The organism is Streptomyces sp. NPDC026301 (assembly GCF_055567935.1).
Genome location: NZ_JBVHPN010000003.1, coordinates 140,255 through 160,754, shown reverse-complemented (window position 1 = coordinate 160,754; position 20,500 = coordinate 140,255). Strand labels below are relative to the sequence as shown.

Below are 20,500 nucleotides of genomic sequence, written 5' to 3'. Positions count from 1 at the left end.
CTCACACCCACGTCCTGGGGCGGAAGCGGTTGGCCCGCTCCACCAGTTCGATCCTCTCATCACCGCGCTGAGCCAGCCTGGCGAGCAGCCGGTAGGACCGCTCCAGGCCGAAGCGCAGCCCGCGCTCGTCCACCTCGCAGCCGAGCAGGACGGGGACGGCCCCGGGCGTCGGCGCTTCCCCGGCGCGCCCGGCCAGTACCCAGTCCAGCGCGCAGCCCAGTACCTCCGTCGTCAGCGTCCCGCGGCGCTGCGCGTCCAGCCCGAAGTCCGCCAGCCGCTCGATCTGCCGGGCCGCGGCCTGCAGGTCGGGCAGCAGCGGGTCGCCGGCCGGGCGCTGCCGGAGCCGGGCCCGTACCGCGGCGATACGGGCCGCGGTGAAGTGGATCGAGGACTCCGGTACGGCCTCCAGGGCACGCACCGCGCCCATCCGGTCACCGGCCGCGAGCCGCACCCGGGCCAGCCCGAACGCCGCGCTCACATAGCTGTGATCGGTGGTCCACACCAGGTGGTAGTACTCGGCGGCGTTGTCCAGCTGGCCCAGTACCTCGGCGCAGACGCCCAGCGCGAGCTTGGGCGCGGGCTCGCCGGGGAACGCGTCGTACACCGCGTCGAAGGACAGCGCGGCGGTCTCCTTGTCGCCGGTGGCCAGGGCCACCAGGCCGCGGTACCAGACCACCCGCCAGTCCGACGCCCAGTCGGCCAGCGGGTCCGTCTCGATCTCCCGCAGCACTCTTTGGGCCAGTGACCCGTCGGCCATCTCCAGCCGGGCCCGCAGGTCGCGCAGCCGCAGCTCCAGGGAGTCGGCGGGCGCGGAGCGCAGCGCGACGACCAGCTCGGCGGGTGCCGCGGCCAGCAGACCGGCCAGGAAACCGGCGTTCGGATCACCGGGGTCCACCCGCGGCGCCGGGAGCGCCAGCACGGTGGCCGCCGTGTCCACGGTGCGCAGCACGGGGCCCGGGCTGCCGTACCCGGGAAGCGGGGACACCTCGTACGACAGCTGCGCCGGGATCGACGGCGTGGCCGGTGCCGCGCCCACGAGGCCCGCCGACGGGCCCCGGCCCGGCAGGGCGGCGACCGTCTGCTTCCGCCGGCCCCAGCGGCCGGGCGGCGCGGCCCGCCCGCCCAGCAGCGAGCTGTCCCCGTCCACCGCCGGCATCAACTCGGTGTCGACCACCCGCAGTTCCGGACCGAACAGCTGGGAGAGCGCGGGCCGCTGCTCGCCGGTCTGCAGCGCGACGACCTCGCGCAGCACGCCGGTCAGCTGCTCGGCCATCTCCTCGGCGGAGGCGAACCGGCGCGCCGGGTCGGGGTCCGTGGCCCGTACGAGCAGCCGGTAGAAGGACTCGTAGCGGCGGAACACCTCGATGTGCTCGGGGTCCGGCAGCGAGTCCGCGAAGACGTTGGTGTAGCCCTGGAAGTCGAAGGTGAGGACGGCGAGGGTACGCGCGACCGTGTACAGGTCGGAGGCGACGGACGGGCCGACCTCGGCGACCTCGGGCGCCTGGTAGCCGACCGTGCCGTAGATCGCGCTCTCGCGGTCGTCCATCCTGCGGACCGCGCCCATGTCGATCAGCTTGAGCTGGTCGTTCTGCTGGATCGCGTTGTCCACCTTGAAGTCGCAGTACAGAAGGTTGCGGCTGTGCAGGTGGCCGAGGGCCTCCAGCGCCTCGATGCCGTACGCGCAGGCCTGCTCGACCGGGAGCGGATCGCGCCGCCCCTGGGGCGTGCGCCGCCCGTTGGCGATCTCCTTGAGGGACTTGCCGCCGACGTACTCCATGACGATGTAGCCGTCGAGGCTGCCGGTCGCCTGGTCGAGGTGTTCGACGAAGTTGTAGATGCGGACGATGTTGGAGTGCTCGATCTCGGCGAGGAAGCGGCGCTCGGAGACCGCGACCGCCAGCGCCTCCTCGTCGCCGGTGTCCAGCAGGCCCTTGAGCACCACCCACCGGTCGGAGACCGCGCGGTCCACCGCGAGGTAGATCCAGCCCAGCCCGCCGTGCGCGAGACAGCCCGCGACCTCGTACTGGCCGTGCACCACATCGCCGGCCCGCAGCTTCGGCATGAAGCTGTACGGGTGGCCGCACTTGGTGCAGAAACCTTCCGTACGCCCGGGCCGCCCGCTGCGCGCCCGGCCCACCGGCGCCCCGCAGTCGCTGCGGCTGCAGAACCGCTTGCGCTCGGGGACCTCCGGGTTCTCCAGCACGACCGTGCGCGGATCGGGCCGCGGCACGTCCGGGACCGCCACCAGCCCGGCCCCCAGCCGCCCGCGCCCCGGGCCCGAGCCGGACCCGGAGCCCGGCCCCGAACCGGCGCTGCGCACGGACACCGAGCGGGTCGACGGGCCGGACAGCGAGCGGGAGAGACGCCCGGAGACCGAGCGCCGGGAGCCGGAGGAGCGGGAGGAGGACGACGTACGGGCGCTGCCGGAGCTCTGCGAGGAGTCGGCGGAGCGGCCGGCCGCCGCGACGCCGGTCGGCGGCGAGGCCACCATGCCGGTCGGCGAGACGACCGGCGCCAAGCCGCAGGTGTCGCAGTACAGTTCGCCGCCGCCGACGTCCTCGTAGCGGCCGGCGCACTCCGGCCGCTGGCAGGCGGCGTCCTTCTCGCCGGTCATGACTCCCCCTCGCGGTCCGGCGCCCCGGCCGCCAGCGCCTCGGCCGCCGCCTGCTGGTAACGCAGTACGGCGTTCTCGGCGGCGCGCAGGTCGCAGGGCGCGCTCCACAGCATCCGGCGGGCCAGGTCGTACCGCTCGATCAGGAACGGGTCCTCGGCCAGGCCGTGCCGCGCCGTCTTCGCCTTGTACGCGTCGAGCCGGCCGCGCAGCTCGGCGCGGACGGCCAGCGGCGCGGTCACCGCGGTCAGCGACTCGCGGGCGCGCAGCAGCTCCTCCTCGGCGCGCTCCTCCAGGCTCTCCAGCAGCGGCGACAGCAGGTGCCACTGGGAGCGTCTGCGGTAGTCGACGGCGGTGGCGAGCTGTTCGTGCAGCGCGGTCGACGGGCCCGAGACGGCCGGTACTTCGGACGCGGCGATCTTCGCGAGCACCTCGCCGCGCGCCGCCCGCGCCTCGGTGAGCGTGCGGTCGGCCCGCGAGAGCAGGTCGCGCACCTGCATCAGCCGCCGCTCGGCGTCCTGGCGCACCGCGAGGACCGCCTCGATCTCGCGGCGTACGTCCTCCAGGGCGCGGGCCGCGCGGTCGTACCGCTCGGTGTCCGGGTGGCCGCCGCCGGGCGCGGCGCTGGCGTCGGCGGCGGGCACCCAGAAGGCGAGCGGGTCGGCGAGCACCTCGGCGCGCAGCCGGGTCAGCTCGTCGGTGATCTGCTCCAGGTCGTCGCCGGAGGGGTGCTCGCCGGGGCGGACGCCGACGGAGTGCGCGAGGGAGCGGGTGCGCCGCAGTTCGGCGGCGAGCAGGTCGATCCGGGCGGGCAGCGCGGTCCATACGGAGTCGGCGCTGACGATGACGTCCAGCGCCGACGCGTACAGCCCGTTCATCCGGTCGACCAGCGCCTCCAGGCTGAGCTGTTCGCTGAGCTTGGTGAGGCCGCCGACGGCCGCGCCGCCGGAGACCGTGACGCCGTCGCCGCGCAGCATGTCGGTGAGGGTGGCCAGGTCCTCCTGGGAGAGCCAGCGGCGGCGGGCGCGCAGCTCGCGGGCGGCCTCCAGCGCCGCGCTGTACGCCTCGAAGTGCGCCCAGAGCACCGTGATCCGCTGCTCGGCACTCGCCCAGCGGTCCTTGGTGACGCCGGTCAGCTCGGCGCCCTCCAGGAGGCGGCGGCCGGCGTGGTCCTGCAGCGCCAGCAGCGAGGTCTCGATCGCTTCGTGCTCGGCGCCGAGCCTGCCGAGGGCGCGGTCCACCTCGTCGCGGCTCATGGCCGGGGCGGGTCCAGGGACCCCCATCGATCACCTCTCCAGAGTGCGTGCGTACGGTGCGCTGCGGCGGCCGGGCGCGGGGCGGCCCGGCCGGTCCCGTCAGTCGCTGTACTGGGGCGCCGGCGGCCCGGAGACGCCCGGCAGGTCGGCCTTGAGCCACTTGTCGTACGCGGTCGTCCAGGGGCTGTCGGCGCCGCCCGCGCGGTAGTCCTCCAGCACCTTGTTCACCCGCCGCACCAGGTCCTCGTCCTCCTTGTTCATGGCGACGCCGTACAGGTCCGTGCTGAACGGCTCGCCCTTGAGCTCCACGGTCGGGTCCTGCGCGGCCTGGCCGGCGGCCAGCGCGCTGTCCGTCACGACCGCGTCGGCCTCGCCCAGCTGCAGCCGCACCAGGCAGTCGAGTTGGTTCGGTACGGTCATGACCGTCGCGCCGTGGTCCTCACCGTCCAGTTCCTGCTCGCCCGTCGACCCCTTCGCCGTGCAGATCTTCTTCCCCCGCAGCGAGTCGTCGAACGCGTCGATCGACGACCTCTTGGGCGCGAGCACCTGCTGGCCGGCCTTGAAGTAGGCGGTGGAGAAGGCGACGTCCTTCTTGCGCTGGCAGTTGATCGTCATCGTCCGCACGACCATGTCCACCTTGCGCTGCTTCACGGCGTCGATGCGCTGGTTGGTGGGGATCGCGCGGTACACGATGTGCGGGTGCGGCCCGAGGATGTCCCGGGCGATGGCCTTCGCCAGGTCGATGTCGAAGCCGATGAGGTTCTTGGGGTTGTCGGGGTCGCGGTAGCCCCAGCGGTAGCTGTTCTGGTCGACGCCGACGACCAGGACGCCCGCCTTCTTGATCCGCTTCACCGCGGCGCCGTCGGCCGGGGAGGGCCGCAGGCTCTCCGCCGCGTTCGCCTCCGTGCAGCCGGCGGCGGCGGGCGCGGCCGTCGCGGCGCGCGGCGGAGAGGGGAGCGGCGGGTCGTGCGGCACGGCGGGGCCGCTGCTGAGCACCGGCACCAGCACCGCGGCGGCCGCGGCCATCACACCCATGCCGGCGGCCACCGGAGCCAGCGCCGACCCGAGGTCCGCCATTCGCGCGCGCATGCTCATCCCCGCCCTCGTCACCGGTACTCCGACAGCCTGCGGCCGATGCCCAGCACCGCGCCGGCCGCCGCCAGCACGGCCAGCACGGCCGCCCCCACGGCGAGCCCGTCCAGCGCGTGCCGGCCGTCGCGCGCCGCGTCGTGGAACTCGGTCTGCTCGTGCCGGAGCGCCTGCTTCAGCGCCGCGTCCACCTTGTCGAAGGACTCCTTCGTGGGCCGGTCCTTCCCGATCACCTTCGCCAGCGCGCCCTCGTAGTCGCCCCGGTCGTTCTCCGCGCGCGCTTCGGCGTGCCGCGAGCGCCACTCCCGTACGTTCGCCAGCGCCTCCTGCACCGGCGCGCGGCCCGCCGCGTCGTCCGCCAGGGACAGCGCCTCCCGCAGCTTGCCGCCCGCCCGGGCGTCCGCACCCTTCCCGTCACCCGCCAGCGCCTTCATGCCGGCGGCGTACTCGACCTCGTAGAAGTCCTGCTGGTCGGCGGTGACCTTGCCGCCGCGCGCCACCAGCGTGAGGTTCTCGTCGCCGCGCGCCTGCAGTGTCGCGATCCGCGCCTCGTTGAGCACCCGCAGGGACTTCGCGCCGTGCTCGATGGAGTCGTCGAGCCCCGCGCGGGCGACGGCGTGCCCCGCCACCATCCACAGCAGGACGCCCACGGACGCGGTGGTGGCGATCAGCAGGCCGTGGTTGAACACCCGGTTCGTCCGCCGGTAGTTGCGGCGCTGCGCCCAGCCGAGCCCGCCGATCGCGAGCGCGCCGACGGCCACCGCGACCCAGGGCCAGGCCGTGGCGTCCTCGTAGTCGGCGTCGAGCCGGGCGGTCTCGGTGTCGTAGAGCTGCCGGGCGGCGGGCAGCAGTTGGGTGCGCATCTGGTTGTTGGCGTACTGGAGGTACGCGCCGCCCACCGGCAGGCCCTGCCGGTTGTACATCCGCGCCGTCTCCACCAGGCCCGTGTACCGCGGCAGGCCGTCGTTCAGCCGCTCGATGCGGTCCCGGGCCGCCTTCGAGCCCCGGGAGTTGGCGGAGGCCCGGACCAGCAGCTTGGCGGCGGTCGAGATGTCGTCCTTGTAGCGCCGGCGGCTGGCCGCGCTCTCCCGGTCGCCGGCCAGGAAGCCGCCGGCCGCCGTGGTGTCGGCGTCCGCCAGCGAGCGGTAGATGTCGGCCGCGTCCCGGCTCAGCGGCTGGCTGCTCCCCAGGACGTCGTCGGCGGCGGCCGACCGGTCCGCCACCTGCCAGGCGGTCAGCGCGCCGAACAGCACGACCAGCGCGGCCAGTACGGCACCGATGAAGCGCAGCCGGCCCGGCTCGGTGAGCATGGCGGCGCGCAGCCGCCGCAGCGCCTCGGCCCATACGGCGCGCTCGCCGGACGGCGGCGGGGGAGCGGTCGGTTCCGCTGCGGCCGCGCCCGGTCCGGGGGTCGCTGCGGGCGCGGGCGGTGCCGCGCTGCCGGTCGGCGGGTATGACACGGAACCTCCCCCTCGGTCGCTGACCGTGCCCCGCGGCCCGCGCCGCGGGCAGGGGTGCACCGCCAGCAGTATGGCCGCAGGGACCGACAACCACACAGGTATTGACTGGATCTTGTTCGTATCGCGATCTCGTTCGCGCCCCGTGGCCGGCCCCGCACCTTTCGCCCCCGTCGCCTCTCTTCACGCGTTCGTACGGTGTTCGGTTCCCCGGCTTCTCCCAAGGGGCAGCCGGGAGCCGTCCGGGCTGGCTACAGTTGCCTGACGTCAGGTGACCTGGGAAATGGAGCGGTGCGGTGCGGACAGTACGCAGGGTGTCGCTGGTGGAGACCGCGACGGACGAGATCCGGGAACAGATCCTCAAGGGGGTCTGGCCGGTGGGCAGCCGCATTCCGCCCGAGAGCGCTCTGTCCGAGACGCTGCAGGTGAGCCGGGCCTCCGTACGGGAGGCGATCCGCGCCCTCGTGCACTCCGGGCTGCTGGAGACCCGGCAGGGCGACGGCACGTTCGTCCTCTCCGACGACGACAGCGCCGTGGCGCTCCGCCGCCGCCTGGAGCGCGCCGAGCTGACCCACGTCACGCAGGTCCGGCAGGGCCTGGACGTGATCGCGGCACGGCAGGCGGCGCGGCACCGCACGGACGCCCAGCTCGCCGCCATAGAGGCGGCGCTGGCCCGGCGCCGGGCGGCGCTCGCGGCACACGAGGACGAGGCGTTCACCGCCGCCGACGCCGACTTCCACGTCCTGGTCGCCGAGGCGAGCGCCAATCCCGTACTGGCCGACATCTACCGCTCGCTGAGCACCGCCCTCCGCGCGGAGCTGCGCCGCGCCGCCTGCCTGGACACCGCGACGGCCGCGCCCACCGACCCGCACCACCTCCTCGTCGAGGCGATCCGGGAGCGGGACGGGGCGGCCGCGGTGGACGCCGCGGTGAAGCTGCTCGCCGGTCACGTACGGGATCTGGCCCTGCCGCTGGACGACTGACGGCCGCCGGGCGGCCACTGGGCGGCTTTCAGTCGGCCGACCGCAGGTGGGTGCGCTGTCCGTCGTGGTCGAAGATCCCCAGGATCTCCGCCGGGCCGCCCTGCGCCCCGAAGGCGTGCGGGATCATCGTGGAGAACTCGGCCGCCTGCCCTTCCTCGACGAGGATCCGGCGGTCCCCCAGCAGCAGTACGACGGTCCCGGACAGGACGGTGAACCAGTCCTGCCCCGGGTGGGCCTTCTGCGCACCCCTGCCGGTCGGGGCCGGCTCCGTGAGGCGCAGCCTGGCGACCGTGACGCCGGGGTCCCGCTTCAGCATCCAGGTGGTGAGCCCGCGTGCCGCGTGGTGCTGCGGCCTGATGATCACGTCGTCGGTGGCGGTCTCCACGAGCTGGTCCAGCGTGGCGCCCAGGGCCCGGGCGATCGCGGTCAGCTGGTCCAGGCCGATCCGCCGGTGGCCCGTCTCGATACGGCTCAGGGTGGAGGGGCTCAGGTAGCAGCGCGCGGCCAGATCGTCGAGCGACCAGCCCATGGCGACCCGCAGCCCCCGGATCCGCTTGCGCACGAGGACATCGAGGTCTTCGTCTTCTTGCGTCATAAGCAATATGGTATGTCGCTGAGGCAAGGCGCTCGTAGGGTCGAGGGCATGACACCCCACGCGCATCAGCACCAGCACCACGCTTCCGGACCCGGAGCGCCGCACGACGAGCCCTACGTCGCCGAGTTGCTCGACCTGGAAGCGGACGTCCTGCACGCCCACCTGACCGAGCTGACCGCGTGGCTGGCGGAACTGACCGCGGAGCGGCCCGTGCGCCGCGTACTCGACCTGGGCAGCGGGGCCGGCACCGGAACCTTCGCGCTGCTCCGGCGCTTCGAGGGCGCCGAAGCGATCGCCGCCGACGCCTCCCCGCGGCTCCTGCACCACCTTCAGGGCAAGGCCCGCGAGCTGGGCGTGGCGGACCGGGTGCGCACCGTCGAGGCCGATCTGGACGCGGCCTGGCCGGACTTCGGCGGCGTGGACCTGGTGTGGGCGTCGGCGGCGCTGCACCACATGAGCGACCCCGACCGCGCGCTGCGCGAGGCGTACACGGCGCTGGCCCCGGGCGGGCTGCTGGCCGTGATCGAGATGGCCGGAAACCCCTGCTTCCTGCCCGACGACCTCGGCATCGGGCGCCCGGGGCTGGAGGCCCGCTGCCGCGCCGCGCTGGCCGGGCTGCACGCCGAGACGGTGCCGCACCTGGGTGCCGACTGGGGGCCGCTGCTGTCCCGGGCCGGGTTCGCCATCGCGGCCGAGCGGCCGTTCACCGTCGAACTGACCTCCCCGCTGCCCGAGGCCACCGGCCGGTACGCACAGGGGGTGCTGGGCCGCATGCGTACCGCGCTCGACGGCCGGGTCGCGGCCGACGACCTGTCCGTACTCGACACCCTCCTGGACAGCGACGGACCGCACAGCCTGCTGCACCGCGACGACCTCGTCGTCCGCACCGAGCGGAGGGTGTGGGCCGCCCGGCGCCCGGCGTAATGGGTCAGGCGTAATGGGCGCGCAGGCGGGCGTACGCGGTGGCCGGTGCGCCCGTGGTGTCCAGGGCCAGCAGGGCGGCGCCGAGCACCGGGGGAGCGGTGACCACCTCCGGTACCGCCTTCGGGGCGCGTTCGGCGAGCAGCGCGAGAACCGCCTCGTGCAGCACCGGATGGCGCGCCGCCAGTACCCCGCCGCCCAGGACCACCGGCACCGGCTCGTCCAGCAGGTCCAGACGGCGCAGCGCGACCGTGGCCATGAGGACGATCTCCTCGGCCTGGCGCGCCACGAGCGCCCGCGCCACCTCGTCCCCCTCGGCGGCCACCGCGAACAGCACCGGCACCAGCTCGTGGCGGCGGCCGGCCGGAATGTCCCCCAAGTGCAGCGCCTCGATCAGCTCCGGCATGGCGGACAGCCCGAAGTGCGCGGGCAGCCGGTCCGCGAGGGCGCTGGGCGCGCCCCGCCCGTCCTCGGCCCGCGCCGCCCACCACAGCGCCTCCTCGGCGAGGTGCCCGCCGCCGCCCCAGTCGCCGGAGATGCGCCCGATGGCGGGGAAGCGCGCGGTACGGCCGTCGGGGCCGAGCCCCGAGCAGTTGATGCCGGCACCGCAGACCACCGCGACGCCGGTGTGCCCGCCGCCGTCCGGCAGCCCGGCCCGCAGCAGCGCGAAGGTGTCGTTGGCGACGGTCACCGTGTCCGACCGGCCGCGCGCCGCCAGAAGGGCGGTCAGCCGCTCCTCCTCCACGGGCAGGTCGGCGTTGGCCAGGCAGGCGGACAGGTGCCCGACCCGGCCGGTGCCCGCTTGCGCCAGGGCCGCGTCGACGAGCTCCGCGAGCCCGGCCACGGCCCGCTCGGCGCCGTCCGCGGGCGGCCGGAAGCCGCCGCCGCGTACGGCACCGAGCACGCTCCCGTCCGCGCCGACCACCGCCACATCGGTCTTGCTGTTCCCCGCGTCCACGGCGAGCAGCGCCGCCCCGTACGAGACGTTCTCGCGCCGCTCCCCTTGGGTAACCCCCTGCTGGGGGGACGAGGTAGTTCGATTCGCCCCGTAGGCGCGCGCCCCGCCCCCGTTCCCGCTCACGTTCCCGTCCCCGCCCCAGTTCCCGTCCCCGCCCCCGTTCCCGCTCAGGCCCACGCCAGATGCTCCCGGTTGTGCGCGATCAGCTCGTCGGCCAGCCGGTCCGCGTAGTCGATCTGGCCGATGAGCGGGTGCGCGAGCAGTGCCTCGAAGACCCGGTCCCGGCCGCCCTTCAGGGCCGCCTCCAGCGCCAAGTGCTCGTACGCCGTGACGTTCGCGATCAAACCGGCGTACAGCGGCTCCAGCGGGCGTACGGGCACCGGCGTCGCGCCCTGCGCATCCACCGTGGCCGGCACCTCGATCACCGCGTCGTCCGGCAGGAACGGCAGCGTCCCGTTGTTCAGCGCGTTCACCACCTGCACGTCGCCCCCCTCCTCGGAACGACGCGTCCGCAGCAGCGAGGACGTGAGCGCGACGGCCGCCTCCGAGTAGAAGGCGCCGCCCCGCTTGCCCAGCAGCTCCGGCTTCTCGTCCAGCGCCGGATCGCCGTACATCCGCAGCAGTTCCTTCTCCATCGCCGCGACCTCGGCGGCGCGCGACGGCTTGGTGCGCAGCTCCCGTACGACCTCGTCGTGCTGGTAGTAGTACCGCAGGTAGTACGAGGGGACCACGCCGAGGCGCTCGACCAGCGTGCGCGGCATGTGCAGGTCGGCGGCGATGGCGTCGCCGTGCTCGGCGATCAGCTTCGGCAGCACGTCCTCGCCGCCGACGCGCACGGCCCGCTCCCAGGTCAGATGGTTCAGCCCGACGTGTTCGAGCTGGACGTCCCGCGGCGCCACGTCCAGCAGCCGCGCGAACTTCCGCTGGAACCCGATCGCCACGTTGCACAGCCCGACGGCGCGGTGCCCGGCGGTGAGCAGCGCCCGCGTCACGATCCCGACCGGGTTGGTGAAGTCCACGATCCAGGCGCGCGGGTTGCGGCGGCGCACCCGCTCCGCGATGTCCAGGACCACCGGCACCGTGCGCAGCGCCTTGGCGAGCCCGCCCGCGCCCGTCGTCTCCTGGCCCACGCAGCCGCACTCCAGCGGCCAGGTCTCGTCCTGGTCGCGGGCCGCCTGCCCGCCGACGCGCAGCTGCAGCAGTACCGCGTCCGCGCCGTCCACCCCGGCGTCCAGATCGTCCGTCCAGGTGATCCGGCCCGGGTGGCCCTGCTTGGCGAAGATCCGCCGGGCCAGCCCGCCCACCAGCTCCAGCCGCTCCGCCGCCGGATCGACCAGTACCAGCTCGTCCACCGGCAGCACGTCACGCAACCGCGCGAAACCGTCGATGAGTTCGGGGGTGTAGGTCGAACCCCCGCCGACCACTGCAAGTTTCATCCGTGCCTCATCCCTTGACTCCTGTGAGAGTGACGCCTTCGACGAAGGCGCGCTGCGCGAAGAAGAAAACGACGATCACCGGAGCCATGACCAGCAGCGTCGCCGCCATGGTGAGGTTCCAGTCGACCATGTGCGCGCTCTTGAACGTCTCCAGGCCGTAGGACAGCGTCCAGGCGCCCGGGTTCTGCGCGGCGTAGATCTGCGGCCCGAAATAGTCGTTCCAGCAGTAGAAGAACTGGAAGAGGGCGACGGCCGCGATGCCGGGCTTCGCCATCGGCACGACGATCCGCAGCAGCGTCCGCAGCTCCCCGCAGCCGTCCACCCGCGCCGACTCCAGGTACTCCTTCGGGATCGTCAGCAGGAACTGCCGCAGCAGGAAGATGGAGTACGCGTCCCCGAACGCCATCGGGATGATCAGCGGCCACAGCGAGCCGGACAGATGGAACTGCTGGGCCCACACCAGATACATCGGGACCACGATGACCTGCGGCGGCAGCATCATCGTCGAGATCACCAGCAGCATCGCCGTCCGCCGCCCTCGGAAGCGGAACTTGGCCAGCGCGTACGCTACGGGGACCGACGAGCACACCGTGAACACCGTGCCCAGCACCGCGTACATCAGCGAGTTCCGCCACCAGTCCAGGAAGCCGGGCGTGGTGAAGACCTGCACGTAGTTGGACCAGTGCCACTCCCGCGGCCACAGCTCCCCGCTCATCGCCTGGCCGTCGCCCATCACCGAGGTCAGGAAGACGAAGATGAAGGGGAGGAGGAAGAAGAGGGCCGCGGCGACGGCCACGGCGTGCACCGCGATCCAGTGCAGCAGGGGTTTACGTCTCGTGAGCATCGCGGATCAGTCCTCCGCCGAGAGCAGGCCGGCGCGCTTGCGCATCAGCAACGTGGTGAAGGCCATCGCGATCGCGAAGAGCACGAGCGAGAGCACGCACGCGGCGCCGGTGTTGAAGTTCTGGAAGCCGAGCGAGTAGACGAGCTGCGGCACGGTGAGCGTGGCGTGGTCTGGATAGCCGGGCTGGATGACCGTGCCGGGCCCGATCGAGACCCCCGAGGCGAGCTTCCCGGCGACCAGGGCCTGCGTGTAGTACTGCATCGTCTGTACGACGCCGGTCACCACCGCGAACATCACGATCGGGGTGATCGACGGCCAGGTGACGTACTGGAACCGCGCCCAGGCGCCGGCCCCGTCCAGCTCCGCCGCCTCGTACTGCTCCTTCGGCACGTCCAGCAGCGCGGCCATGAAGATGACCATCAGGTCACCGATGCCCCACAGGGAGAGCATCACCAGCGACGGCTTGGCCCACGTCGGATCGTTGAACCAGGTCGGCGGCGAGTCGATGCCGACCGCCGACAGGATCTCGTTGACGGGCCCGCTGCTCGGGTTGAGGAGGAAGACGAAGGCGACGGTCGCGGCGACCGGCGGCGCCAGATACGGCACGTAGAAGGCGGTGCGGAAGAACCCGACCCCCGCCTTGATCTTCGTGACGAGCATCCCGATGCCGAGACCGAAGACCACCCGCAGCGCGACCATGACGACGACCAGCCACAGCGTGTTCCACAGGGCGGGTCCGAAGAGCGGCATCTGCGTCAGCACGTACGTCCAGTTCCGCAGCCCGACAAAGGTGGGCTCCTTGATCTGGTTGTAGTGCATGAACGAGAAATAGACCGTCGCGAGCAGCGGATACGCGAAGAAGACCGAGAAGCCGACCAGCCACGGTGAGAGAAAACCGAGCGTACGGAGCCGGGAACGGCGGTGCTTGCGCCGCAATGCGGGCGCGTGGGAGAGAGCCATGGCGGGTCCTCAGCTCTTGGACTGGAGGGTGTCGGCGTCTATCTGGGCATCGAGCTCACGCAATCCGGCCCGTAGGTCCGGCACTTCTCCCGCCTCCACCTTGTAGGCGAAGTCCCGCAGCGAGACGACGTACTGGCCGCCGTTCGTGGAGGGCGGCAGCGCCGTGCTGTACGGATTGCGTGCGATATCGAGGAAGGTGCGGAACGACCGGTCCGCGTCCAGCGCGGGCGACTTCAGCGCGGCCTTCGTCGACGGGACATTGTGAATGGCATTGGCGAACCGCACCACTTGACCGGTGTCCGCGGTCAGGAACTTCACCAGTTCCCACGCCGCGTTCTGATGCCGGCTGCTGTGCGCGATGCCCACGACCGTCCCGGTCAGGAAGCCGCGGCCGTACGTCTCCGGCCGGTCGTCCGGCACCGGCAGCGGCGCCGTCCCCCACCGGAACCCGGCCTTCGCCTCGTCCAGCATCAGCCCCCGCCACTCGCCGTCCATGTGCATGGCCAGCTTCCCGGTGAGAAAGGCGTTCTGCGAGGACATCTCGTCACCGAACGTCGTACGGAACTTCTCCAGCGCGGCATAACCGCCCTGCGCCTTCATCAGCTTCCCCGTGGTACGGAAGAACTCCGGCAGCGCCTTCTCCTCCGCCAGCCGGGAATGCCCCGCGCCGTCGAAATACGTCGGCCCCCACTGCGTCAGCAGCCGGTCCGGACTGTTCTGGTACATCCGGAAGTTGGGCAGGAATCCCACCCGCTCGTACGAGCCGTCCTTCTTCCGCTTCGTGAGTTTCTCCGCGTCCCGCGCCAGCTCCGACATGGTGCGCGGTGGTCGCGCGATCCCGGCCTCGGCGAACGCGTCCTTGTTGTAGTACATGCCGTACGCGTCGGCGAGCAGCGGCAGCGCGCACTGCTTCCCCGCATAACTGCTGTACTCCAGCAACGTCTTCGGGAACACCTTCTTCTTGTCGAGATGGCCGCGCTCCATGAACGGGTCGAGATCCGTCCACATCCCCGAATCGCAGTACTGCCCCACATTGTTGGTCGTGAAGGAGGACACCACGTCGGGGGCGTCGCCGCCGCCGGCCCGCAGCGCCTGATTGGTCGTCTCGTCCGAGACGTTCCCGGTCGCCACGACATGGATGTTGGGGTGCAGCCGCTGGAAGCGGGCGAGCGAATCGTCGATCGCCTTGACCTCTCCCGGCGCCGACCAGCCGTGCCAGAACTTCAGCGTGACCGGCTTCGTCGGGTCGTCCCGGTCGCTGCCGACGCCGGGGTTGGCGCAGGCGGCGAGGAGGGCGGTGAGCGCGGCGGCCGTGGCGACGGCGGCGCGCAGGCGTCTTGCCGGGGACATGACAGAAGGCATGACAGAAGACTCCTTTCGAGGCGGACGGTTGCCGCGGTACGGACGAGGCCCGGCCCTCAGGCCGTGTCGAAGACGGCGTCCCGCGCCTGCACGAGGGCGGTCCGCAGGGCGCCCGTCAGGATCGGATCGCCCTCGATGTCGCTGATCCGCAGCTGCGGGCGGGGGAGCGCGAGCCCGGTCAGCTCCTCCTCGACCCGCGCGCGCAGCCGCTCGCCGCCCGCCTGCGCGACGATCCCCGACAGCACCACCAGCTCGGGATCGACCACCGCGACCACCGCCGCGAGCCCGGTCGCCAGCCGGCGCGCCACCTCGTCCACGACGCCCGGATCCGCGAGCGCCTCGGTGACATCGGCCGGCTCCCGCCCCAGGCCGCGGGCGATTGCGAGCACGGCGGGCTGCCCCACCAGGCTCTGGAATCCGCCGCCCGCGTCCGGCGCGGCCGCCGCGTCCGGCCCGCCCCGCGCGAGCGGCGCGCCGGGCAGCGGCATGTACCCGATCTCCCCGGCCCCGCCGGTAGCCCCGCGCAGCAACGTGCCCCCCAACACGATCGCCGCACCGACCCCCTCGTCCACCCACACCAGCACGAAGTCATCATGATCCTGCGCCGACCCGTCGTGCTGCTCGGCCAGCGCCGCGAGATTGACGTCGTTCTCGATGACGACGGGCGCGCCCAGCGCGTCCCCCAACTCGCCCAGCAGTGACCGCGAGTGCCAGCCGGGCAGGTGCGGCGCGTACCGCAGCTCGCCGGTACGCGGGTCCAGCGCGCCCGGCGTCCCGATGACGACCCCGTGCAGCTCCCCCCGGCCCAGCCCGGCCTTCTCCAGTGCCCCGTCCACGGCCGCGACCACCACCCGCGCGGTCACGCTCCCGGCGCCCTCGGCGACGACGGCGTCGGCCGCGACCCGCTGTTCCCCCACCACCGCACCGGTGATGTCCGCGACCACGGCGGTGACGCCCCCGGGGTCGGCCGACAGCGCGGCCACGTACGCCGCCGCCGGATTCACCTCGTACAGCTGCGCGCTGGGCCCGGGCCGCCCGGTCACGTTCCCGGTCGTCCGCACCAGCCCGGCCGCCTCCAGCCGTCCCAGCAGCTGCGAAGCGGTGGGCTTGGACAGCCCGGTCAGCTCCCCGATCCGGGTGCGCGTCAACGGCCCGTGCGCCACGAGCAGTTCCAGCGCGGCCCGGTCGTTCATCGCCCGCAGCACCCGAGGCGTCCCCGCCATTCCCACCCACCCGCCGTTCGTCGATCCGCGACCTGCCCGGAAGCCGATCTGTTAGGAAACTTTCCAATCAACTTCCAGGAAGGTAAGTCCCCGTCACGGGCCCGTCAATGGCCGGGGCAGGATTCAATTCAGGAGCTCGGCCCAGACGGCCTTGCCGGGCCCGAGGCGGGCGCTGACACCCCATCGCTCGGCGAGGGTGGCGACCAGCAGCAGGCCGCGGCCACCCGGGGCATGGGAATCGGGCGTGAGCGGGCGCGGTTGCCCGCACGACGCGTCATGCACCTCGATGCGTACGCCAGTGGGGGCCTCCGCAAGCGCGTCGGGGGTACGGAGCGCCAGAAGGCGGGTCTCGATATGGCGGTCGCGCGGCACGCGGGCATGGCGGACGGCGATGGACCAGGGCGGCATCGTGGTGCATGGCCAGGGTTCTTCTTTCGGAGGTTCTACCGAAAGAACTCGACCCGACCGAGTCCCTGCCGGCGCTGTATGGCGCGAAGTTGCGCAGGCTGCGCACGAAGGCGGGGTGGACCCAGCGCGAGCTGGGCGCGCAGGTGCCGATCGCGCACAGCCGCATCGCCCAGTTCGAACTGGGCAGGGAGACCCCGCCTGAGGACGTCTCCGAAGCGCTGGACCGGGTCCTCGGCGCGGACGGCGATTTGAAGGAGCTGTGGGGACACGCGAGACGGACGCCGTTTCCGGACTGGGTGCGGAGATACATGGCGTTGGAGCCGCAGGCGTGCAAAATCCGTAAGTACCTGGCGCATACGGTGCCGGGCCTGCTCCAGACCAAGCCCTATGCACGGGCATTGCTGTCCGTGGCTCACCCCAGTGTGGGGAAGAACCTGGAAGAGATGGTCACAGCCAGGACGGCCCGGCGGTCCTTGTTGGAGCGGCCGGACGCCCCGGTGTTGTGGGCCGTCCTCGACGAGGCTGTCCTTTGGCGCCGCGTAGGAGGAGCGGTCGTCATGCGTGAGCAGTTGGAGTACTTGCTGCACGTGATGGATGAGTGGGAGCACGTCACAATGCAGGTCCTGCCATTCGACCAGGGTGCGCATCCGATGCTGGGGGGATCGCTCACCGTGCTCTCCTTCCCCAACGGCCCCGACATGGCGTATCTGGAGAGTTCACACTCCGGAGAGCTGGTCGAGAAGGCTGCAACGGTCAAGGAATACGCTCTAGCATTCGACCACTTGCAGGCCCAGGCCCTGCCGTGCGCGGCATCGGCCGGCCTGATTCGGAGCGTGCTGGAGGACACCTACCGTGACGTTCGTATCCCGACCCGTTCTCGACGCCGCAGCTTGGCGCAAGTCCAGCTACAGCAACACGCAGGGCGGGGATTGCGTAGAGGTCGCTGACAACGTTCCGGGAGGTGTCGTGCCGGTGCGGGACAGCACGCGGCCGGGCGGGCCCGTGGTCGTGTTCTCCGACGACGCGTGGGTCGCGTTCGTCGACGCGCTGGGGGCTTCGTGAACCATGCATGTCCGATAGCTGCCAGCACCGCGCACTTCCTGCTGGAATTCTCTGTACCGTGCTCGACTTCGAACGCTGCTGGCGTGCCACGCTGAGCCGGGACACTCGTTTCGACGGGCTGTTCTACTCCGCCGTTGTCACCACCGGCATCTATTGCCGTCCCAGCTGCCCGGGCTGTCCCAAGCGGAAGAACGTTCGCTTCTACCGGAGCGCGGCGGCGGCCCAAGAGGCCGGATACCGCGCGTGCAAGCGGTGCAACCCGGACGCCAGCCCCGGATCGCCCGAGTGGAACCTGCGGGCCGATACGGTGGGCCGTGCCATGCGCCTGATCGCGGACGGCGTCTGTGATCGTGAAGGAGTCGGCGGGCTGGCCACACGGCTGGGGTACACCACACGTCACCTGCACCGCCTGCTCATCGCCGAGGTCGGCGTCGGCCCACAGACCCTCGCCCGCGCCCAGCGGGCGCAGACCGCCCGCATCCTCCTGGAGACGACCGGGCTGCGGATCACCGATGTGGCGATGGCCGCGGGGTTCTCCAGTGTCCGCCAGTTCAACGCCACCATGGCGGCCGTCTTCGACCGCACCCCCAGCGCTCTGAGGGACGCGGCGGGCTTGCCCACTGCTCAGGCCGCCGGAACCATCGCGGTACGCCTCGCGGTCCGCGAACCTTTCGATGGGCGGGCTCTGTTGCGCTTCCTCGCCGTACGCGCGGTCCCGGGCGTCGAGGAGGTCGAGAGCGGCACCTATCGCAGGAGCCTGCGGCTGCCACACGGCGCGGGCGCCGTCGCTCTCGCCCCACAACCCGGCTGTGTCGAGGCGCGGTTCAGGCTGGAGGACATACGGGACCTGGCCACCGCCATCCACCGGTGCCGCCACTTGCTGGACCTGGACGCCGATCCACTGGCGGTCACAGAAATCCTGGCCGATGAGCCGCTCATGGCACCTCTCGTCGCCGGCCATCCGGGGCTACGCGTACCGGGCGCGGCCGACCCCGAGGAACTCCTGCTGCGCGCCGTTCTGCGGCAGGCGCTCCCCGGGCGCCGAGCCCGGTCGGCCGCGGCCGCGCTCACGCGCCGTCTCGGCCGGCCGCTGGTGTCCCCGATGGGCGCGGTGACCCATCTCTTCCCCACGGCCGAAGCCGTGGCCGAGGCGCCGCCGGCCGACCTGCTCCCGCCCCCTGCGGCCCACCTGCTGCGCAAGGTCGCCACCGACTTGGCTGCCGGCGACCTGACACTCAGCGACGGCGGCGACCGGACGGACACCGAGCGCAGGCTGATCCGGGCCGGCCTGACCGGACAATCGGCGGGTTACCTCGTCATGCGGGCGCTCAAGGACCCCGATGTGTTCCTTCCCCAGGCTCCGGCGACCATCCGGGCGTTGCGGAGCCTGGGGGAGACGACCGATCCCGTACCGGCAGCCATGCGCCGCGCCGAGGACTGGCGCCCCTGGCGCTCCTACGCGCTCATGCAGCTGTGGAACCTGCCCGCCGACGGCTCCCGGCTCCTTACGTCTGCGCGAGAGGCACCGCGGCGTCGGCCTACGAGCCTGGCCGGGTGACTTCCTTCCGGCAGGTGTGCTGGTCCGATAGCTGCCAGACCTCGGGTACGGCCGGCTGCCAGGGTCGCTCCGGTAAGTATTCGCGCTCGCGCCCGCGATGCGCCCCGAAGCCGATCTAGGACGTGCATGACCCCGACTCCGGCCCTGCCCCCTGCCCCGAGCCCCGTCGCCTCCGAACCGCGTATGAGCCATGCGGTAGGCACGCTGATCGTCAGCAGCGTGACGACCTTTCTCCTGCCCCTGGACTACACCGTCGCCTCGGTCGCCCTGCGCGACATCCACCGCGATTTCTCTGTGAGTTTCAGCGACCAGCAGTGGGTGATCAACGGGTACACCATGGCGTTCGCCGCATTGCTGATGGCCGGTGGCGGACTCGCGGACCTCTTCGGACGCCGGAAGGTGTTCCTGTCCGGACTGGCCGTCTTTACCGCCGCCTCGCTGCTGGCCGGTCTGGCACCTGCCGTGCTCTGGCTCAACGCCGGACGGATCGCCCAAGGCGTCGGCGCCGCGGGGATGTTCAGTTCCTCCCTCGCCCTGTTGGTGCGGGAATTCACCGGCCCCCGCCGGGTCCGTGCCTTCGCCGTCTTCGGTGTCGCCTCCGGGCTGGGGGCGTCCCTGGGCCCCTTCATCGGCGGACTCGCCGTGGACCTGGGCGGCTGGCGCTGGGCGTTCCTGCTCAATGCGCCGTTCGGCATCGCCATGCTCATCCTGGGGCTGCTGCGCACCCGGGAGTCCAAGGACCCGCACGCCACCCGCCTGGACATCAAGGGCCTGGTGCTCTTCAGCAGTGCGGTGCTGCTCGTGGTCTACTCCATCGTCACAGCCCCGCAGACCGGCTGGAGCAGCCCCACCATCATCACCACCCTGGCCACGGCGGCAGTCCTCGTCATCGCCTTCATCCCCGTGGAGCTGCGACAGCCCTACCCGCTGATCGACCTGCGCCTTTTCACGAACCGCAGCTTCCTCGGCGCCAGCCTGGCCCCCTTGGTACTGTCCGTCGCCTTCTGGGGCCTGTTCCTGTACACGCCGCTCTACTTCCAAGGCGTACTGGACTACAGCCCGCTGCAGGCCGGCATGGCCATGCTGCCCTTCGCCATCCCCCTGTTCGGCGCCGGCCCCCTCGGAGCGCGCCTGGCCAACCGCATCTCCTCGCGCACTCTGCTGGGCATCGGCCAGCTCCTGGTCGCCGTCGGCGCGACTCTCCTGGCCTTCGCCCCGCTGCACAGCGACTGGACCAACTACGCCATCGGCGGCCTGATCAGTGGCCTGGGGACCGGACTCATCAACGGCGAGATGAGCAACGTCGCCATCAGCATCGTGCCCGCCGCCCGATCCGGCATGGCCTCCGGCATCAACTCCACCATGCGCATCGTCGGCATGACCGCCGGCTTCGGCGGCATCGGCGCGGTCCTGGCCGCGGCCGTCTCCCACGACCTGGCCTCCCAGGCCGGCAGCCTCCACGGCCTGCACCACAACCTGAGTGCGCTGGCCACAGAAGTAGCCACCGGCAACATCAACGGCACGGCAGCCTCTGTGCCCGCCCCCATCCGCAACGCCTTCCACACGGCGGCCGACCACGCCTTCGCCACCGGCATGCGCACAGCCTTCATCGTCGGGGCCTGTGTAGCGCTCCTGGGCGCCATCGCCGGCTTCGCGCTCATCCGCAGCCCCAAGACCGGCGCGGAGCCGACGGCCGCCGACCAGCGGTCGGCCGCGGCCTCCGGCCCCGATGACGCCGTCTCGGCAACTTCCCCGTTCGGGTAGTCAATGAGCCCGG

General features: G+C 72.2%; 18 protein-coding genes. 6 read left to right on the top strand and 12 right to left on the bottom strand.

From position 1 onward, the window contains the following. Nucleotide 1: 1 nt before the first annotated feature. The 4 genes from ACZ4MH_RS06465 to ACZ4MH_RS06450 all read right to left on the bottom strand — a co-directional run bounded on the left by ACZ4MH_RS06465 (nt 2) and on the right by ACZ4MH_RS06450 (nt 6,416). Nucleotides 2-2,614, bottom strand: a complete 2,613-nt coding sequence (locus ACZ4MH_RS06465; RefSeq protein ID WP_467754273.1) for a serine/threonine-protein kinase — start codon at nt 2,612-2,614, stop codon at nt 2-4. Beyond that, complete coding sequence (locus ACZ4MH_RS06460) at nt 2,611-3,894, bottom strand: hypothetical protein (protein WP_351602208.1); 1,284 nt, start codon at nt 3,892-3,894, stop codon at nt 2,611-2,613. Before ACZ4MH_RS06460 ends, ACZ4MH_RS06465 begins: the two co-directional genes overlap by 4 nt. A gap of 72 nt (nt 3,895-3,966) precedes the next feature. After that, nucleotides 3,967-4,956 (bottom strand): glutamate ABC transporter substrate-binding protein, encoded by a 990-nt coding sequence (locus ACZ4MH_RS06455; protein WP_467754271.1) that lies wholly within the window; start codon nt 4,954-4,956, stop codon nt 3,967-3,969. Nucleotides 4,957-4,973: 17 nt separating this feature from the next. Continuing rightward, the gene (locus tag ACZ4MH_RS06450) at nt 4,974-6,416 is read right to left on the bottom strand and encodes a hypothetical protein (RefSeq protein WP_351600974.1); all 1,443 of its coding nucleotides are present in this window, start codon (nt 6,414-6,416) and stop codon (nt 4,974-4,976) included. Nucleotides 6,417-6,709: 293 nt separating this feature from the next. Between ACZ4MH_RS06450 and ACZ4MH_RS06445 the strand changes: the two genes are divergently transcribed. Beyond that, on the top strand, nt 6,710-7,396 hold the full coding sequence (locus tag ACZ4MH_RS06445; protein ID WP_351600970.1) for a FadR/GntR family transcriptional regulator: 687 nt from the start codon (nt 6,710-6,712) through the stop codon (nt 7,394-7,396). A gap of 28 nt (nt 7,397-7,424) precedes the next feature. Here the strand turns inward: ACZ4MH_RS06445 and ACZ4MH_RS06440 are convergent, their stop codons facing one another. Continuing rightward, on the bottom strand, nt 7,425-7,991 hold the full coding sequence (locus tag ACZ4MH_RS06440) for a helix-turn-helix domain-containing protein (protein ID WP_351600967.1): 567 nt from the start codon (nt 7,989-7,991) through the stop codon (nt 7,425-7,427). Between the two features lie 48 nt (nt 7,992-8,039). Here ACZ4MH_RS06440 and ACZ4MH_RS06435 point away from each other — a divergent pair, with 48 nt between their 5' ends. Further along, on the top strand, nt 8,040-8,915 hold the full coding sequence (locus ACZ4MH_RS06435) for a class I SAM-dependent methyltransferase (RefSeq protein ID WP_351600964.1): 876 nt from the start codon (nt 8,040-8,042) through the stop codon (nt 8,913-8,915). A gap of 4 nt (nt 8,916-8,919) precedes the next feature. Here the strand turns inward: ACZ4MH_RS06435 and ACZ4MH_RS06430 are convergent, their stop codons facing one another. The 7 genes from ACZ4MH_RS06430 to ACZ4MH_RS06400 form a co-directional block, all read right to left on the bottom strand. Beyond that, nucleotides 8,920-9,879, bottom strand: a complete 960-nt coding sequence (locus ACZ4MH_RS06430) for an N-acetylglucosamine kinase (protein ID WP_351600980.1) — start codon at nt 9,877-9,879, stop codon at nt 8,920-8,922. Nucleotides 9,880-10,037: 158 nt separating this feature from the next. Next, nucleotides 10,038-11,306: a 6-phospho-beta-glucosidase gene (locus ACZ4MH_RS06425; protein WP_351600961.1), complete on the bottom strand. Its 1,269-nt coding sequence runs from the start codon at nt 11,304-11,306 to the stop codon at nt 10,038-10,040. Nucleotides 11,307-11,313: 7 nt separating this feature from the next. Beyond that, nucleotides 11,314-12,150 carry a carbohydrate ABC transporter permease gene (locus ACZ4MH_RS06420; RefSeq protein ID WP_351600958.1) on the bottom strand — a complete coding sequence of 279 codons (837 nt, stop codon included), beginning with the start codon at nt 12,148-12,150 and terminating at the stop codon, nt 11,314-11,316. A gap of 6 nt (nt 12,151-12,156) precedes the next feature. Further along, the gene (locus tag ACZ4MH_RS06415) at nt 12,157-13,110 is read right to left on the bottom strand and encodes a carbohydrate ABC transporter permease (RefSeq protein WP_351600955.1); all 954 of its coding nucleotides are present in this window, start codon (nt 13,108-13,110) and stop codon (nt 12,157-12,159) included. Nucleotides 13,111-13,119: 9 nt separating this feature from the next. Continuing rightward, entirely contained in the window at nt 13,120-14,460 is a 1,341-nt protein-coding gene (locus ACZ4MH_RS06410) for an extracellular solute-binding protein (protein ID WP_351600977.1), read from the bottom strand. A gap of 68 nt (nt 14,461-14,528) precedes the next feature. Next, a complete protein-coding gene (locus ACZ4MH_RS06405) occupies nt 14,529-15,695 on the bottom strand; it encodes an ROK family transcriptional regulator (RefSeq protein ID WP_467754266.1) in 1,167 nt (388 codons plus the stop codon). Nucleotides 15,696-15,818: 123 nt separating this feature from the next. Next, complete coding sequence (locus ACZ4MH_RS06400) at nt 15,819-16,067, bottom strand: ATP-binding protein (RefSeq protein ID WP_351601275.1); 249 nt, start codon at nt 16,065-16,067, stop codon at nt 15,819-15,821. A 44-nt stretch (nt 16,068-16,111) separates the two neighbouring features. Between ACZ4MH_RS06400 and ACZ4MH_RS06395 the strand changes: the two genes are divergently transcribed. The 4 genes from ACZ4MH_RS06395 (at nt 16,112) to ACZ4MH_RS06380 (ending at nt 20,487) form a co-directional block, all read left to right on the top strand. Further along, complete coding sequence (locus ACZ4MH_RS06395; RefSeq protein ID WP_351601278.1) at nt 16,112-17,050, top strand: helix-turn-helix domain-containing protein; 939 nt, start codon at nt 16,112-16,114, stop codon at nt 17,048-17,050. After that, nucleotides 16,956-17,165, top strand: a complete 210-nt coding sequence (locus ACZ4MH_RS06390) for a DUF397 domain-containing protein (RefSeq protein ID WP_351601280.1) — start codon at nt 16,956-16,958, stop codon at nt 17,163-17,165. Before ACZ4MH_RS06395 ends, ACZ4MH_RS06390 begins: the two co-directional genes overlap by 95 nt. Nucleotides 17,166-17,223: 58 nt before the next feature. Continuing rightward, nucleotides 17,224-18,723 carry a DNA-3-methyladenine glycosylase 2 family protein gene (locus ACZ4MH_RS06385; protein ID WP_351601283.1) on the top strand — a complete coding sequence of 500 codons (1,500 nt, stop codon included), beginning with the start codon at nt 17,224-17,226 and terminating at the stop codon, nt 18,721-18,723. 183 nt (nt 18,724-18,906) lie between these two features. Continuing rightward, a complete protein-coding gene (locus ACZ4MH_RS06380; protein WP_351601286.1) occupies nt 18,907-20,487 on the top strand; it encodes an MFS transporter in 1,581 nt (526 codons plus the stop codon). The last annotated feature ends 13 nt before the right edge of the window (nt 20,488-20,500 follow it).